The organism is Paenibacillus anaericanus (assembly GCF_003994475.1).
In the GTDB taxonomy this organism is placed as follows: Bacteria; Bacillota; Bacilli; order Paenibacillales; family Paenibacillaceae; genus Fontibacillus; species Fontibacillus anaericanus.
In genome coordinates this window covers 35,919-52,688 of the sequence record NZ_RZNY01000022.1, presented here as the reverse complement: position 1 = coordinate 52,688, position 16,770 = coordinate 35,919, and the positions used below count along the sequence as shown (strand labels likewise).

19 protein-coding genes are annotated in these 16,770 nt (G+C 41.4%); all 19 read right to left on the bottom strand.

The features are described from left to right. Positions 1-8 precede the first annotated feature (8 nt). On the bottom strand, positions 9-1,085 hold the full coding sequence (locus tag EJP82_RS21125; RefSeq protein ID WP_127194050.1) for a tetratricopeptide repeat-containing glycosyltransferase family 2 protein: 1,077 nt from the start codon (positions 1,083-1,085) through the stop codon (positions 9-11). A gap of 17 nt (positions 1,086-1,102) precedes the next feature. Continuing rightward, entirely contained in the window at positions 1,103-2,137 is a 1,035-nt protein-coding gene (locus EJP82_RS21120; protein WP_127194049.1) for an SDR family NAD(P)-dependent oxidoreductase, read from the bottom strand. Position 2,138: 1 nt separating this feature from the next. Beyond that, positions 2,139-4,019 carry a motility associated factor glycosyltransferase family protein gene (locus tag EJP82_RS21115; protein WP_127194048.1) on the bottom strand — a complete coding sequence of 627 codons (1,881 nt, stop codon included), beginning with the start codon at positions 4,017-4,019 and terminating at the stop codon, positions 2,139-2,141. After that, positions 4,009-4,614, bottom strand: coding sequence for a hypothetical protein (locus EJP82_RS21110; protein ID WP_127194047.1), 606 nt, complete (start codon positions 4,612-4,614; stop codon positions 4,009-4,011). Before EJP82_RS21110 ends, EJP82_RS21115 begins: the two co-directional genes overlap by 11 nt. Before the next feature lie 121 nt (positions 4,615-4,735). Next, on the bottom strand, positions 4,736-5,551 hold the full coding sequence (locus EJP82_RS21105; RefSeq protein ID WP_127194046.1) for a flagellin N-terminal helical domain-containing protein: 816 nt from the start codon (positions 5,549-5,551) through the stop codon (positions 4,736-4,738). 102 nt (positions 5,552-5,653) lie between these two features. Continuing rightward, positions 5,654-6,073, bottom strand: coding sequence for a hypothetical protein (locus EJP82_RS21100; protein WP_127194045.1), 420 nt, complete (start codon positions 6,071-6,073; stop codon positions 5,654-5,656). Further along, positions 6,066-6,455: a flagellar export chaperone FliS gene (gene fliS / locus EJP82_RS21095; RefSeq protein WP_246054364.1), complete on the bottom strand. Its 390-nt coding sequence runs from the start codon at positions 6,453-6,455 to the stop codon at positions 6,066-6,068. The genes EJP82_RS21100 and fliS overlap by 8 nt, the downstream gene beginning before the upstream one ends. A 23-nt stretch (positions 6,456-6,478) precedes the next feature. Then, positions 6,479-7,906: a flagellar filament capping protein FliD gene (gene fliD / locus EJP82_RS21090; RefSeq protein WP_170220260.1), complete on the bottom strand. Its 1,428-nt coding sequence runs from the start codon at positions 7,904-7,906 to the stop codon at positions 6,479-6,481. A 23-nt stretch (positions 7,907-7,929) separates the two neighbouring features. Continuing rightward, complete coding sequence (locus EJP82_RS21085) at positions 7,930-8,292, bottom strand: flagellar protein FlaG (RefSeq protein ID WP_246054362.1); 363 nt, start codon at positions 8,290-8,292, stop codon at positions 7,930-7,932. A gap of 37 nt (positions 8,293-8,329) precedes the next feature. Next, entirely contained in the window at positions 8,330-8,569 is a 240-nt protein-coding gene (gene csrA / locus EJP82_RS21080) for a carbon storage regulator CsrA (RefSeq protein WP_127194042.1), read from the bottom strand. Further along, complete coding sequence (gene fliW / locus EJP82_RS21075; RefSeq protein ID WP_246054360.1) at positions 8,556-9,020, bottom strand: flagellar assembly protein FliW; 465 nt, start codon at positions 9,018-9,020, stop codon at positions 8,556-8,558. Before fliW ends, csrA begins: the two co-directional genes overlap by 14 nt. Continuing rightward, the gene (locus EJP82_RS21070) at positions 9,017-9,436 is read right to left on the bottom strand and encodes a DUF6470 family protein (RefSeq protein WP_127194041.1); all 420 of its coding nucleotides are present in this window, start codon (positions 9,434-9,436) and stop codon (positions 9,017-9,019) included. The genes fliW and EJP82_RS21070 overlap by 4 nt, the downstream gene beginning before the upstream one ends. Before the next feature lie 6 nt (positions 9,437-9,442). Continuing rightward, complete coding sequence (gene flgL, locus EJP82_RS21065) at positions 9,443-10,330, bottom strand: flagellar hook-associated protein FlgL (protein WP_127194040.1); 888 nt, start codon at positions 10,328-10,330, stop codon at positions 9,443-9,445. Between the two features lie 18 nt (positions 10,331-10,348). Beyond that, positions 10,349-11,926, bottom strand: coding sequence for a flagellar hook-associated protein FlgK (gene flgK / locus EJP82_RS21060; RefSeq protein WP_246054358.1), 1,578 nt, complete (start codon positions 11,924-11,926; stop codon positions 10,349-10,351). A gap of 24 nt (positions 11,927-11,950) precedes the next feature. Further along, positions 11,951-12,454, bottom strand: a complete 504-nt coding sequence (locus EJP82_RS21055; protein WP_127194039.1) for a flagellar protein FlgN — start codon at positions 12,452-12,454, stop codon at positions 11,951-11,953. A 9-nt stretch (positions 12,455-12,463) separates the two neighbouring features. Continuing rightward, positions 12,464-12,748 carry a flagellar biosynthesis anti-sigma factor FlgM gene (gene flgM / locus EJP82_RS21050; RefSeq protein WP_127194038.1) on the bottom strand — a complete coding sequence of 95 codons (285 nt, stop codon included), beginning with the start codon at positions 12,746-12,748 and terminating at the stop codon, positions 12,464-12,466. Positions 12,749-12,881: 133 nt separating this feature from the next. Continuing rightward, a complete protein-coding gene (locus EJP82_RS21045; protein ID WP_127194079.1) occupies positions 12,882-13,307 on the bottom strand; it encodes a flagellar protein in 426 nt (141 codons plus the stop codon). Positions 13,308-13,426: 119 nt separating this feature from the next. Then, a complete protein-coding gene (locus EJP82_RS21040) occupies positions 13,427-14,365 on the bottom strand; it encodes a ComFC family protein (RefSeq protein WP_127194037.1) in 939 nt (312 codons plus the stop codon). Then, positions 14,362-16,602 carry an ATP-dependent helicase ComFA gene (locus EJP82_RS28920; protein WP_127194036.1) on the bottom strand — a complete coding sequence of 747 codons (2,241 nt, stop codon included), beginning with the start codon at positions 16,600-16,602 and terminating at the stop codon, positions 14,362-14,364. Before EJP82_RS28920 ends, EJP82_RS21040 begins: the two co-directional genes overlap by 4 nt. Positions 16,603-16,770 lie beyond the last annotated feature (168 nt).

Genomic DNA, 16,770 nt, shown 5'->3' with positions numbered 1-16,770 from the left:
CGAAGATATTACAACTTCTCCAACTCTTTCAATCTGTTTGTAGCTGGATCATATCCATATTCTGCAGACCGCCTATAATTGTACTTAGCTCTTATTATATCTCCTTTGGCTTCATAAAAAGCACCCAGATTATACGCCGCAATGAAGGTAGCTGTGCCCTTTACAATCTCTCTCCCACCCTTCTTCCCTAACGAGAGACACTTTAAATAACACTGTTCAATTAGAGGCACATAAGATATAGCATCAACTATTTGGTCCATTCCTATCTTGGTGTATATGAGTCCACAAACTAAATAGTAATCTGCCATATTTTCAAGAAAAGTATGTTGCTTTTGGATAACAGATACCGCCTCTTGCAATCTTCTGTTTTCCATAAGGATATATAGATACTCAATACCTGCTTCGGCTGCATATGCCTCTTGTCCATTCAAAGTGCTATAACACTTTTCAATATAATTCAGCGCCCGCTCAGATTGAGAACAACCACGATACTGTCGAGCAATTTGGAACAAATAATAATTATCACCAGGATCAGCTTCTAAAGCTTTATGAAGAAGCCTTAAATTTCTTTCAGCCTTATTTGTTTCATAATAACCTTCATGCTTTAATACAATCCCGGTACTTACTCTTGGCAAGTTAGTGTTCAATTGTTCATGAATACGCCCCGTATAACTGATGCCTGCGGGAAATAATCGTGATATATGATGAACCGCAGTATTTTCAATATCCCCCTGCAAAAAACGACTTTGTATTTCAATTGTACCTATTTGTGATAATTTATTATTCAAAAAAAATGCTTGAAGCATTGAAGTATTAACGTTTACAACATACTCATCTGCATCTAAAACTAAAACCCATTCTCCGAGGGCTCCCTCAATGGCTACATTTCTCGCAGCAGAAAAGTCATCATTCCATGTGTAATCGATTACCTGTGCTCCAAAAAGGCTTGCAATTTCTTTAGTTTTGTCTGTCGATCCGGTATCAACTACAATTATTTCACTAACTATTGATCGGACGCTTTCAAGACATCTCATTAAGTTTTGCTGTTCATTCTTAACAATCATACAAAGTGATATATTGAGCATATATACGAACCTCACAGTTACATGCTAGAAATATTAAGTAATAATTTCTCTTCCACGAGCAAGGAGTATAACTCACATTGGTTAATCGGCTGCTGTGTATGAGAACTGTAGCTTCTACATTCTGCCTTATTAACATTCGAATAAATATCTTCGTGATTTTTCAAGAATGGGTGAGGGAGTATAAACATATCATTTGTCTCGTAAGCATTGTTTGCTTCCTCTTCAGTCATTAATTCCTCATACATTCTCTCCCCTGGCCTTATTCCAATTTCCTCAATTTTAATTTCTTCAGCCATCATCCCTAATTTATCGACTGAATCTTTGACAATAAGCTCCACTAAATCGGCTAATTGGATGACGGGCATCTTCAACACAAATATTTCTCCACCCTTTGCAATTTGCATTGCTTTGCTTGTTAACTCAGTAGCCTGTTTTAAACTCATCATAAAGCGTGTCATTTCCTTGCATGTAACAGTCAACCTACGCTTCTCTTTAATTTGCCATTGGAAAAGTGGAATAACTGAGCCCCTAGATCCCATCACATTACCAAATCGAACTGCGGAAAAAATGGTATTTTTGGATCCCGCCTGAAATTGTGCAGCCGAGATCAGCCTTTCAGCCATTAGTTTAGAAGCCCCATACGTGTTGGTTGGAGATATAGCTTTGTCTGTACTGGTGAATACTACCTTTTTTACACTACACGCCAATGCAGCCTGTATAACATTTTGAGTTCCAATCACATTGGTCTGTACTGCTTCAAACGGATTATACTCACAAGCAGGAACATGCTTCATGGCAGCTGTGTGAAATACAAAGTCTACGTCCTGCATAGCACGTTCTAATCTGTTATAATCCCGCACATCACCTATTAAATATCGAATATTATCATATTCTTTATATTCCTGTTGTAATTGAAACTGTTTATATTCGTCACGACTAAATAATCTCACAACTGAGGGAGAATCCTTCAAGATAAATTGAAGTAGACTCTGACCAATGGTTCCTGTTCCTCCGATAATGAGCACCTTTTTACCTGTGTAGAATCCCGTCATGTTAGTTCTCCTTTGATAGTAATGAGACTTCCCGATCGTTTATCCGCTTAATTGCTTCATCAAAACCTTTTAGTAAATAAGGTGTCAAAGCTATCATTTCTTTAACAAGTCCTCCTAGATGAGTAACAATAGCCTCTCCTTTACGATTGGAGTCCTTCTCATTAACGATATCAGGTAACTGGCGCATATACACGCTCACATGAGCCTGTAATGGAAAAAAATAAACCTCCTCAAATACTTTGCGCCCCGCGATCCATTTCCATAACCTATCCACATCAATTAAGAGCGTATCGATTTTTTTTTCGGATGAGTTCAATGATAAATGTAGGTCAACCATCTTACCACCTAACTTTTGAAGTTTATTCTCAATCTTTCGAACTTCGATTCTTGTTGACTTAATTTTTGAATAAATCTTTTCCCTCTCTGTGGTTGTATAGAAAGAAAGTTGTGTATCAAGTAATCTTTTGAACCAATCGATTTCTAAGTACCGATGCTTATTTACTTCATAGACTTCTTCTATACTGCGATAAATCGTCCCCTTGATTTGTGCACCCATTTTTGAAGTGTTAATAACTTCCATTTCTGGGATGAGCCCTATCAAATGTTCCATATCGCGTAGTGTATTAAGCATCTTTTTGGTGGTTGAATTCATTCCTCCGACAACATTGGGAATTTCTTCAGTTGCACTATCTAGGGTCTGTTGCTTTTGTTCAGGGGTAACATGATTTACACCTACAGTGTAGTATTGATTATTCGGATACGATAGATCTTGTCCCATCAAAATGATTTGAGAACAATTAAAATAATTTGCGATCTGAATGCAAGTTCCTGTAACAGTTGAATTAGTTTGAAAAACTGGCTCATCAGTTTGCGATTGAAGAAGATGCATGCCTATTAGATCTAAATCAAGAAGAAGATGAATAAATGTACCCTCTCTGTTCTCTAGAATTGTGTGCTTTATTGTTGTACCAAACACAAAAGGAATTTCGGATACATCAAGATCTTTGAATACTAAGTAGTTGGGTTCACCACCATCAATTGACACAACTAAATGAGGTTCTATTCCTTCATGCAGTAGTGCCTGTAAGCTTGATCCGGCTGCAATAATTAAGCAATGAGATTTTAACCTCCTTAAATATTCAATATCTTCTTTAAGAGAAGGACCAGATCCTACTACAATAGCTGGGATATCTGTACAAGCACCATTTATGCCGGACAAGGAGGGAGTTGTAATAACCTTATCCATGTTATAAAGGATGTTCTCAATCCATTCATACTGGTAATAAATCACAGTTGCAAGGTTAGATCGATAATTCAAAATTAGCATTTCTGTGTTTTCTCTTAGTTCTGATACAAGTTCACGATACATTCTATTATAAATTGGAAGTACCTGAAAAGAAAAAGAGTCCTTAACCTGAAAAGCAATATTGTTAACCAAACCATAACGAATAGATTCTTCACTTCCAACTGCAAGTATTCCTATCTTCCGATGATCCAGTAATCCCTCAATATTTCTCGCCTCAAGCACGGCTGCGAACAAGCTTTCATCAGGCTCATAAATATAGATGGTTTTATCAGGATATCTCTCTAAAAACTTTTCTATGTGATAACCAAGTCCAAACCCAAATATTAAAATACTATGGACTCGTTCAACCTCATGTGCTATTGAATCCACCCACATTTTCGCTTCGTTAGAAGGATTATACTTACTGTGAATCCCATATTCTGAGGATGTGTTTTTTACTATTATGTTCTTTTCACCATTGCGGGTATCAACAATGTTATATTTATTCAAATCCGGTTTTCTTTGTTTTGCAAATTGATAAATGTTAGGATAATTCGACTTTAAGAAGGCAAGATTTTGCTTGTAATTATTGTACAACGTCTTCACCTGCTACCTCGATTCGAGTTAACTCTGTCAATAGCGGTTCAATCTCATACTGTAACATGTCACCAAAACCAATTAAATCTTCTTCCTTTAATAACTGATCCATGATTACAAAATGCTCTTGAAGTCCCAGCTGTATATTTTGTAAAATTGTATTTGCCGATTCATTCTGATGAGTCTGATCTATCAGAATTACACTGAATTCAATAGCTTGTACCATCCATTCCATACCTTCAAGCAAAGCGAACAATTGCTCCCAATGTTCTTGTTCCAACTCAGCATATAGTGGACGGTATATTTCAGGTAAACTAACTAGTACTTTAGCACTGTAATTAATGATACTATCCAGTGTCTCATTCAAGCTTTCCTGTGCTGAAATTGTAAAGACATGTAATGATCGGATTTCATCAAATTGCTGAACAATCTGAAATTCATAACCATCGTAAAAAGGGATTTCATTAATTTCAACAACTTTAATATAACGAGTACTTTCTGAAATTTTTTTAGTCATTTCCACCCAGAATCGATCCAATTCCTGTACATTTTCTATTGTATTTGGCACGCATTTTCCGTCTTTATATATATCCATATCACTTCATCCCTTTACATTATCATTAATATTAATATCGGTTTTAGCATAGCATAATTGAATAGCAAAAACCCCCGCTCTAAGAGCGGAGGCTACATTAATACCAGTATTCCTTTTTGTATTAACCGAGCAATTTCAGCACGGATTGTGGTGCAGAGTTAGCTTGTGCCAACATTGCAGTACCCGCTTGTACCAAGATTTGGTTACGTGTGAATTCTGTCATTTCTTTAGCCATGTCAGCATTACGCACACGGGACTCGGAAGCAGCTAAGTTTTCGGAAGTCACACCCAAGTTGTTGATCGTATGCTCAAGACGGTTTTGGATAGCACCAAATTTAGCACGTTGATCAGAAACTGTGTTAATTGCAGATTTAATTAGAGCAAGTGCACTCCGAGCCTTAGTTTGAGTAGAAATACTCAAGCTGGAGATTTTCAAAGAAGAAGTTTTCATACTCTTAAGAGTTGCTGTCAACGTGTTTGTTTTGTCTACTCCAATTTGGAAACTCACTTTACCAGTGCCTTTCAACAGATCAATACCATTGAAATTAGTAGAGTTAGCAATGTTGTTGATTTCACTCAAAAGTTGGGTAACTTCTTGTTGAAGAGCACCGCGGTCTGCAGAAGCATAAGTACCAGTAGCAGATTGGTTAGCCAGCGTATTCAAACGTTGCAACATCGAGTGAACTTCTGTCAGAGCACCCTCAGCCGTTTGTAGCAAGGAAACGCCATCTTGTGCGTTCCGAGAAGCTTGGTTCAAACCATTAATTTGGAAACGCATTTTCTCAGAGATTGCTAGACCCGCAGCATCGTCTGCAGCGCGGTTAATCCGGAAACCTGAGGAAAGCTTTTCCATTGTTTTACCCATTTGAGTGTTGTTGGAACCCAAATTACGGTGTGCGTTAAGAGCTGCAACGTTAGTGTTAATGTACATCGACATACTTATCATCCTCCATGATTGTTTTAGATTAGTCACATCCTTGTGACCTAATTACTATATCGGTTGCATCTTTAAAACTATGAATAGTATTTAAAAGAAAAATTATTTTTTTTCATCAAAATAAATAGGTTCAAATTCTGTCCTTCTGGTACCATAATAAGCCTGAAGAACTGTTTGTTGATCTCGTACTGATTTCATGGATTTTGACAGTTCAAGGAATTGATCTTGGAATTTTTGCTCAACAAATTGCTGATTATCCATCGCTTCAATAACAGAAGGTCTAATAGCCTCATTATAGTTTTCCAACTCGTTAGGTGATAGCCCTTCAACTACGATTTGTTCATTTAATTTGTCCAATTCCTGACGGACCATAGCCCATTCTCCCATTAATGCTAAAAATCCATCCAGATCTTCAAGCCAATCTTCGTTATGAACATGATGAACCTGACGTTTAGATATATTCAGTAGTTCTACATACCTTTGGTTTCGCCGTTCTAACAATTCAGATCTTTGTCTATCCAAGAGTACCCTCCTTTCCAATCTGTTCCCAGGCACTCTTGAGATCACTTAACAATGCATTAACTTCTACCAGGTAATCAATTTGTTTATTCAAGTTAGCCTGAACAAGTCTATCAATAATATACAAATAGATGCCTTTAAGATTTTTGGCGATTTCTCCGCCTTGATCCTCTTTTAGTGAGGAAATCAACTCATAAATGATATCCTGGGTTCTTAGAATAAGCCGATGTCCTTCCGTATTATTCCCTTCAGATATTGCCGTTTGAGCTTGATTAACAAACTGGATTGCCCCATTGAAGAGCATTAGGATCAACCTATGCGGAGAAGCAGTCTCATACTTGTTCCGTTGGTAAGCTTTGTACCCCGTCTGATATGGCATTTGCATATCGTTTCATCCCTTTGCACTCATTATTTCTTGGTCAAAGCATTTAGTTGACTGGACATATATGTTTGTTCACTTTGTAATTTAGATAATGCAACTTCCATGGCTGTAAATTGGCTCTTCATTCGCGCCTCTTTCGCTTGCAACTTGGCATCTAAACGAGACATCTGATCCGTTATTAATGCCACTTCTGCATCATAACCTTTAATTTTACTAGCAAAAACACCGTCAGACTTGCTCCATGCATAAACATTATCTTTGAAAAGAGCGGCAATGCCAACAGCTTTAGGTAATTTATCTGGATTATCAGGATTATTGAGATCAGGAACAGTTTTATTAAACATACTTATCACTAATTCCGGATCCTCAAGAAATTTATTGATAAATTTTTCTTTATCAAAACTAATAGTGCCCGTCATTAAACTTGCTTTGGTCTGTCCTTTATCAATTTCCAGTCCAAAACTGGAAATTGTATACTTCTTATCAAAATCGGTTCCGTCCCCAAAATCAACTAAGGTGTTCATCCATTGATTCATTTGGTTGGATAAATCACGTAATGTAGAGTCTCCTTGTAATGGCTTCTTCTCTCCAATAACATCTCTAATCGAAGTAGTAATATCATTGTATGCTTTTATAAAAGCCTCCACTTTACTTGTAATTTTGTCGGTATCCGTGCTTACCTTAACGGTAGACGAGCCCTTACCCGTAAGGTTCATCGTTACTCCATCAATAACATTCGTTATCACATTGCTACCTTGGGTTATTTCTACACCATTCACTTTAAAAATCGCTTCTTCGGGTGCAATCTGTGTATTGGTACCTAAAAGCGAAAACGCACCTTCGCTATCTTCAATATAAACGCCCTTTTCCGCGGAAGTAAAACCTATTTTACCGTCTGATCCAGAGTTTGATGCATTAAATATCAACTTCTTGCCTGTGCTTGTATTAATAACAGCAGCAGTAAGCCCTTTCGCATTACTGTTCACCTGAGTCTTAATACTCTCCATGAGCTCGCCAGCGTTTTTCCCCTTCGCTTCGATTTCAATTTCTTTACCTTCAAAATGGAACTTGATCGTTTTAGTAATTTCCCCACCAGCAAAATCTGTATCAGGAGTTGCAGTATCCCACATCATGACATGAGGCGTTGCCAATTGACTGACCTCAACTAAAAAAGATCCTGTAGAGACTGATGTTCCTGCACTAACCTGAGCCACACTTTCATTTGAGCTTTTTGCCGATGTCAATTGGTAATTAGCGCGCAGCATTAGATCAGAAGCGGCGTTTCTTAGTGCACTAAGCTTAGTGTTAATTCCTGTGTAGAAAGATTTAACATCATTCATATATGTTTGTTTATTTTCCAGCTTTTCGTATGACTTTCTTTCCAAGGCCATAAGTTTCTCTACCATCTCTGCAGTATTCAAACCGGAAGCCATACCAGTAAGACTAATACTCATTTTATTCATCCTCTCTTGATTATTTATAGTTTTTTATCAATAAACAAACCAATTAATTCTTTCATTTTTATAGATAGGTCAATTAAAAATTCTGGAGGCAAACTAGTAACTACTTCCTGTGTTTCACGATTAATTACCTCTACATAAACCTGTTTTACTTCATCGTTATACTTGAAACGAAGCATTTTTTCCGAAGATTTAATCGCCTCATTTACTTTCTCCAACTCACGGTCAGCCTTATTTCGTGCATCTTCATTAAGAAGTTCATAATCAAAAGTTCTAGGAAGTGAAGATTTAGCCTGATCTGGCTGCAAATTTGAATCTGGGTTATTAGATGCTGTTCTGGGTAGTTGATACTCATTACCACTTGATTCCATCCGATTCATCCGATTTATCCCACTCATCAACAATGCACCCGCCTCATTATATTTCCGACTTAAACTCTTTTAAAATTTGGATCATTTGTAGCTGTAATCCCACTTGGTTACCAGCATTCTTGTTCTCACTAACAATGCCCTCATATAGCTCTTGACGAAGAATTTGGACTTCTTTTGGTGCGACAAAGCCTAACTTCACATGATCCCCTTCAACACTTACGATTTGTACTTCGATGTGATCTCCAATCATTACAGTCTCTCCGACTTTACGCTTAAGGACTAGCATGAGTGCCCTCCTTCTTCGTCAATAAGTAACGAATTGGGTAGTCCCTGTTAGTAATTATAAATTGACAAGCCTTTCGGCTTGCTGGTGCTAAGAGAATTGGTGCTCTTAAGTTTACATAGAGGTCATTCTCTTGCATATTAACGATAAGGAATACCGCTACATCCTCAACTCTCTGTAACCCTAGTAAGTCTACTAACTCCTGATCTATCTCAAAGCCATACTCATCAATCACTTCAATTGCTGGCACAAGAATAAAACTGATCTGTTCATCAATCGTATGAAGCACGCTAAAGGGGGAGTCTTCGATTGGAAATAATGCATAATCTTTAAATTCTTGCATGCCTAGAATACCCTTCTCAAATTGATATACACGATCGGCTTCAAATCTCAATTGTCCGTAATCATTACTTTTAATTGTCAACTTCAATTTATGCTGTCTATTTCCAGTCACTTCAACAACCTCCCTCTGACTTCAATATTAATTTCAGGTGAATAAATTTTAACATCAATGTGCAAACCCCTACTGGGTATAGCCATAAGAACCACCGTCGATTGTCCCTGTCTCATATACCTCTCCATGGCAATTTTACCGAATACATTTTTCTCGCCTGAAGAAATATTGGCAATACGATCTCCTTCTCTAGATTTTTCAGCAATATCATTCTCTAATTGTCCGACTCTTTTCTGTACTAATTCCCTAGCTACTGTAGATGGCTGTGGTAACCCGAGTTCTTCCCATACAGGAATCCAGTCCGCCTGCATTTCTGGATTACGAGTCGTAATATTCAACTCGGCAGGAGTATAAGCAGCACTTGTTTGATAAATTTTAATTCCAGAAGAGGCAACAGAGTTCATAAAAGGCACCATGTACATCTACCTAATAAAATCTATCAGCGAAGTCTGCATAATTCTAGCTCCTGTAGATAGAGCGGCTTGCAGTATGGTTTCCTTCATCTTCAAATCTGTAATTGCTTCCGGGGTACTGACATCAGCTACGTGAGAACGTTGATCTTTAATATTTACTTGCTCGTCCAAAATTCGGTTTTCCATTAGATCAAAACGATTCATACGGGCACCAATCTCTGCCCAACTAATGGTAATACGATCAACACTATCATCAATTTTAGTCAAACTATCTGAAATCGCTGTTAAATTATTACTGTCCAGAGCAATAGCTAAGTCATCCAGAACTTTAAATACATTGTCCGTATTGGATTTACCAAATACAATCTCACCTGTAATACTTACAGGTACATTTACTGCGGGACTCACATTCAGGTAAAACAATCCCGAATCCGTCACTTCCATTGCGGCTCCATTAACTGTGTATGGAGGCTGATCTGTCTTCTGTCCGTTGAATAGATAACGACCATTATAGGTACTATTCCCTATGGTAACCATCTGCTCCTTCAACTGTTTCACTTCAGAAGCAATAACTTGACGCTGCTGTGCATCAAATGTTCCATTCCTAGCCTGCAACGTTAAAGTACGAGCACGCTTTAATACATCACTTGCTTGTTGCATTAATGAGTCCATCGTTTTAAGTATTTCACTACCTGTTTGTGCATTGTTTAAAAATTCATCACTTCTCGCAAGATCAGTATCGTAGCGCATCTGATACCCTACACCAACTGGATCATCACTAGGCTTACTTATGCGCTGACCGGTGGCCAATTGTTGTTGGCCAGTTTTCATGTCTGTATTAATATTTCGCAAGTTACGAAGTAATTGAATGTTTTGCATAGATCCTGTTACACGCATGTTATTCCCCCCTTTTCTTTATAGACCTACACGTCCCATAGAATTAATAACCCTATCCAACATTTCGTCCACTGTTGTCATATTACGTGCAGCAGCATTGTACGCTTGCTGATAACGAATCATATCAGCTAATTCCTCATCCATCGAAACTCCACTGACGGATTGACGCTGCATCTGTAGATTATCCACCATATCCTGTTCATTCTCAAAGTTCCGTTCAACGTTGCTAGCCCGAATTCCAAGGTCTCCAACCAATGCCCGGAAATAATCGTCGGTTGAACCTTTTGAAAGAGACGTTAGACTAGCCGGAAAGCTGAATAGTGCGTCACGCAGGCTTGCTAAAGCATTTGCAACATCACTGTTACCACGGATAACCTTATCCACTCCGTTAACATTTTCAATTTTTGAAGAGGCTGCAATGTTATTCGTATTCTTAAGGATATCTTGATTGACACCGATATCGTCGATCGTAAATCCACCACCCGTTGAAACAAAAAACGGAACACCTGAGGTTGGTGGCTCTGTAAGCGTATACCCAAGCTCGTGCAGACCATTAAATCCCTTTACCATAACATCCATAGATGTTGCAACTCTAGATCCGGCAGGAATCACTTGTCCAGCAGGAATTACGACTCCGTCTTCCAATGTCACTTGATTCAACGCGGTCATTTGTTGTGGAGTTACATATCCATTTCTCAGTGTTACTTTTATGTCACCCGTAGCTAGCGTGTTAACCATCGCATTCAGCTGATTACGGATCGTATCTGTTTCCTGAAGCGACTTGGTATAGCCTTCTAATTGTCCAGCCGTTGCTGTAGCGGCATTCGCTGCCGTCAAATTTGTCACTGCATCGCCGGTAAGCACCGCGACACCTGCAGCAGTGATATTAACCATTCCTACTGCATCTTCAGCATATTGAACATCGACGATCGTAGACAACTGGTCAATCAGCAAGTCACGTTGGTCACGGTAGTCATTCGCATTATCTCCAAAGCTTTCATTGTCACGAATGATCACATTCAACTTGGCAATATTGTCGAGTATATTGTTAGCTTCCATTACTTTCTTATCGATATTAGTCGTAAGGTCACTAGTAAGATTATTAAGTGATTCACTAATATGTTTCAGTGTGTCTGTCATATTGCTTGCTGCTCCCGCGACAGCTACCCGTGCACTTAATAAGGAAGGATCGCGATTCAAGGTTTCCCATGAGTTCCAGAAATCATCCATAACTGTGCTAAGCCCACTACCCGATGGTTCATTCAAAATATTCTGAATAGAAACCATACTAGCGTTCAAAACTTCCCATGATCCTAAATATTGATTTTCACGCCGAAACTGTGTATCCAGAAAGCCGTCCCTAATTCGTGTAATACTTCCATACTCTACACCGGTACCAAGCTGACCTGGTTGTTGACTCCTGTTCATACCCATGGCCCATATTGGTCTTGCTTCGGTCGTATTTACTCTCTGCCGAGTATATCCTGCTGTAGTAGCATTGGCTATGTTGTGGCTCAAAGTTTGCATTGATGTCGTATTAACAAATAGAGCACGTTTACTAGTTTCTATCCCATGAAAAGTGGAGGCCATCATCATTCTCCTTTGAGTGTTGCTAAAATTTTAACCTCTTGTGTCGAACATATTACTTCTAACCGTCGGCTTCTTGTCCTGGCTCTGGGGTGGAGAGTAGGTTGCCTCATCATCCATCCCGCCCATCATCAAATTCAGGGAATAATCGATAAAAGTAAGTGACTGCCCGATAAGCTCCTGATTTAATGAGTTTAAACGTTTCAGATCCTGCAATCGCCCTTCTATCTTCGTCCTAGACTGGGTCAAGAGTCGCTTCTCTTCAGGATCAAATACAAGCCTAAGGATCTCAGTAATCGTTAGTTCCAACTGCGATTTAACACCCTTAGATTTCAAAAATCCCTGAGCAGAAGCAAGGAGATCCTTCTCTAATTCTTCAATGTTCTTAATCAACTTTGATTCCTGGGATAATGTACGAACCAGTTCTGTGTAATCATTACTTATAACAGCCTGCTTCTTATCCTGCATAATTTCTATTAATTTAGAATATGACTCATCCATTCGATCCATCGACTCTTGTAATAATTGAACTGACATAGCAGCCCCCTAATTCTCGGTGTATGACTTGAAGTATGGAACTAGCTTCTCAGCAAGCTTGCCGGCGTCGATTTGATACGTTCCCGTGGAAACTTGTGATTTCAGATCTGCGATGCGATTGGTACGTTCTGGATCATTTCCGACCCCTTGGGCTTGTAACAATTCTTTCGCTTCTGCGGATATGGAAACCTCATCCTTGCGACGAGCTTTACGATCTAACTCATTGCGTTGGGATTCGATTTGGCGTTGATAGTTATTTATGGCTCCGACCCGTCCTGTTTCGTTAATTTTCATGGGCTCCACCTTCCTTTACAAAATAAAAAAACCGATAATCTTTACTAAGTTTATCGGCGAGGGTTGAAACTTTATGAATAGCGAATGATTGGATTTTGAAGAATATTATGACACTGTTTATGATAATTTGTCGTTAAGAGTTGCGGAACTTGTCAACAGCACCGTAAGCGCCACCCTTTTTCGGGTTACTTTGGGAATCTTGCGTCCCCTGTGAATGTGACCCCTCACGTGCTTTATTGGTAAAAGCTTTGGTTAGATGATTACGGCATGAATCGCACATATTATTCTCATAAATTAGCACTCCACATATTTCACACGGATACATCATATTAGGATTGTCGGCGACGGATATCCGACCTTCCTTAATAAATTTCGTAATTTGCTTGATGGAAACTTCCGTAGCATCCGAAACTTCCTGAATGGTGGCCGTCTTCTCCTCACGCAAAAATTTCAAACACTTCTCATATTCTAGCTCTATGTCTTTGATGCAGTTTGGGCACATATTTTTGAAACCTTTAGCAAATAATTTGCCGCATCGCGGGCAATTTCCAAGGCTCATCGTCATTCGGACTCTTCCCTTCAAATAACGTGGTTTGATGATAGATTAACCTATAATAGGAAGTCCGTCCACAATTTCATCCAATTTATTTTGTATGTAACCGTCGAAATATGTAAATTTTAGGAACGTGCCCAAGTAAAACAATATATCTCCCCCTTCCGGCCGAGCTGGGAACACCCCTCCAACAGAACCTCCGAACATGCGTCAATTGTACTTCCAGTCGTGTATACATCATCAATGAGTAACAGGGTAATAGGAACATCTGATGGTTTACTAAAAATAGAACTCTTTGCCATAGTCACATTGTACTGGGATGTAAAGCGAGAACGTAGGGATGGTTTATGAGAAGGTTGCTGCAATACAAATTCAAGCTTATCGGCCACATCTGGCAGAAGTTGAAAGAGACCTTGAATATCATGCAGCCGTTCACGTCGATTCTTGAAGCTTTGTTTCTCGGTATGTCTAGTACGTTCTAATAGGGCAAGAAGAGGAATACCGCTAACAGAAGCTGCTCCCCGTGCCAATAACTCGGCTTGATTGAATCCACGTTCCATTAGCCGCTCCTCACTTATCGGTACGAAAGTAACAGCATCGAAGTGAACAGAGGCTCCCCCCTGTTCGGCAGCTAGTTCCTGCAACATCCGTGTCATCGCTGAGCCCATCATTCGTGATAACACCGGGCCATATGCCTCATGACCTCGAAATTTATATTGGCCCAACCATTCTCGCATCGTCGTATTATAAGCTACCGCACTACGGTTTAGAATAAAGTTACGGGACCCAGCACTTTGACGACTACAATCCGGACAACCAACAGGGCGCCCGCAGGTATAACATCGTGGTTTCATGATCCAAGGAATGGAAGCATAACATACGTGACAAAGTTCCGGATATCCCCGAACTATTGCTGAAATCATCTTGCCACATACTAAACAAGAAACTCCCTGTGGAGATAGCAAGTTATGAATCGACGAGAGTAGCGTTTTCCATGATACGCCCTCTCCTCCTCCATATTGTAATATTTGATTTTGGATCGTTGGATTCTGTGACGTCATCATCTTCCCGATCCTCCCTTCGATTCTCTCAAAAAACCATTTTTGCGCGCGATCATATTCATTGACTTGATCTGGTGTCTAGCCCCCCGCTGGGACTTACTCCACTCTAGTGAGGCGAACACAACCACACCCGCCGGATCATCCTTAGATCTCCCAGCACGTCCAGCCATTTGTACCAAAGATGCCTCATCAAACAATCCACTATCCGCATCCAAAATGTACACATCACTACGCGGTACCGTGACACCACGCTCCAAAATAGTTGTTGTAATCAGCATCCTTATTTCTCCTGAACGGAAAGCCAAAACTTTACTCGCACGTTCCTCGTCTTGTGACGATGTACCTTCGATAGCAAGACCTGGGAAACGAAGTCTCAGTAGAGCTACCAGAGGCATAATGTGGCGGATGCGGGAGACGAACACAAATATTTGTGCGCCACGAGAGATCGACACTTGCAGATAACGGGTCAGAGAAGTTCCAATTGATTTCCGATGTAGACAATCCTCTACTCGTTTCATGGTGATGTGGGTTGGTAAAGGAAGGGGATGTCCGTGAAAGCGGGCTGGCACCTTGGCATGTGGCAAACGCCCTGCAACAATCTCCCGCTGTAGAGCAGCTGGTGGTGTTGCTGATAAAAAGACAAAGCGTCCTTCCAATTTGCAACAACGTTCGGCTGCATAAGCGAGCATCGGGTCATTGTGGTAGGGAAAAGCATCAAGTTCATCGATTATGACCAGATCAAATGACCGATGAAAACGCATAAGTTGATGAGTCGTAGCCAAAAAAAGCTGGGCTTCCACCCATCGCTGGGGACTCCCTCCGTAGAGAACGGCGATCTTCTCTTCTGGAAAAGCAACTGCAAGACGTGGAGCTAGCTCCAGTACCACATCTCGCCGCGGGGTAGCCACCAAGACACGCCCACCCTGATCTAGTACATATCGCAGCAACGGAAAAATCATTTCCGTCTTGCCTGCGCCGGTGACGGCCCAGAGCAGGAAGCTTCGCGGCTTCTGCGGCTGTGATTCTTCGCTAGCGGTAGCGTCGTTGCCGCCGCGAAGTGCATGGTGCGCGCCTAATGCCGCGCGTCGTAAGAGCCCCGCCCCGCGCTGCGCTCGGGCGGAATTGCCCGCTTCCTGCGGCTCCGCCAGGAAGCGCAGTGCCGCCCACGCAGCCATGCGCTGCGCGGGGCTAAGCCCCCACCGGTCCAGCAAGGACTCGGTGGGGGTCGATCCTGCCGTGCTGCTTCCAGCGGGCGGCACGGTGCCCCTGGCGCTGCCGCGAAGCAGCAGCGCACAAGAGCGGCTGCGCCCTAGCGCGAGGCAGGCCTCGCAGTAGGCGCAGCTGCTGGAGCCGCACGACCCGCAGGGCGTGCGGCGATGCACTTCGCTGCCGCAACGCCGGCAGCGGGGGGCCTGGGCCCGGCGCCGCGATAGCAGGCGCGGGGCTTGCCCAGGGCGGGCGGTGGCGGGAGCCACGCCCGCGGTGAACTGCACGCGCCCTTGCAGATGCGCGAGCTGAGCGGCAAAGCGCCACGCCGCTGGTACAAGCCGCGGCGCGGTCTCCGCCAGTAGCTGCTGAAGCTCCGCCTCCAGCAGCGAGCGCCCTTCCAGCGCGGATGCCAGCCAATCCGCCTCTGCGAACGCAATATCCCATTCTCTTAAATCGTCTCCCAAATCCAACTTTGAACTTGAAATCCTATAACCGTAATCTCCCACCTCCTGCCCTATAAGCGACACTCCTAACGGAGACAACCCTTTCTCTCTCACCCATAACCAACTTGGCCGATCCATTATTACCAGGTCTCTCTCGGTTACTATCGGGACTCTCCCCACTACTACTCTTCCTCTCCCCTTTAGCTCCCGCTCGCTCCTACCTCCGTCACCCCGCGCCTTCCGTTCCAACGCTAACTCTTCTTTCAACCCAAGCCTCATATAGCTTGTCCAGTCGTCCAATGTCCAGTTATCCATATTAGCTTGATGGGTGAACCCTTCACATAATGTAATCGCCCATCCTAGCGGCATAGAATTGGAGAGTAAGATCATTACTTTCACATCTTGACCATAGTTATCCACCTCTCTAATCTTTCTATGTTCTATGTCTCTAGTTTCTTGCTTGCTATTTCTCTGCTCCACAGCCAGTACCCCACCCTTTATCCACCACCACATATCCACTCGCATATCCAAAGTAACCTCAAGCTTCCACCCCTTCGCTAATCTGAGTGCATATATACAAATCTTCATTCCCTTTCCCCTCCCCTAGATAACGCAAAAAAGCACACTCCCCGGCCCATTGGCCCTAAGAGTGTGCTTCACACTTTCATTCGCTTCGGCTTATTCTGCTTTTGCTGTGTCTTCTGCATCCGCTTAATTCGCTTCCACCTTTTCTTATTTAATTGTTCTTGCTCTTGT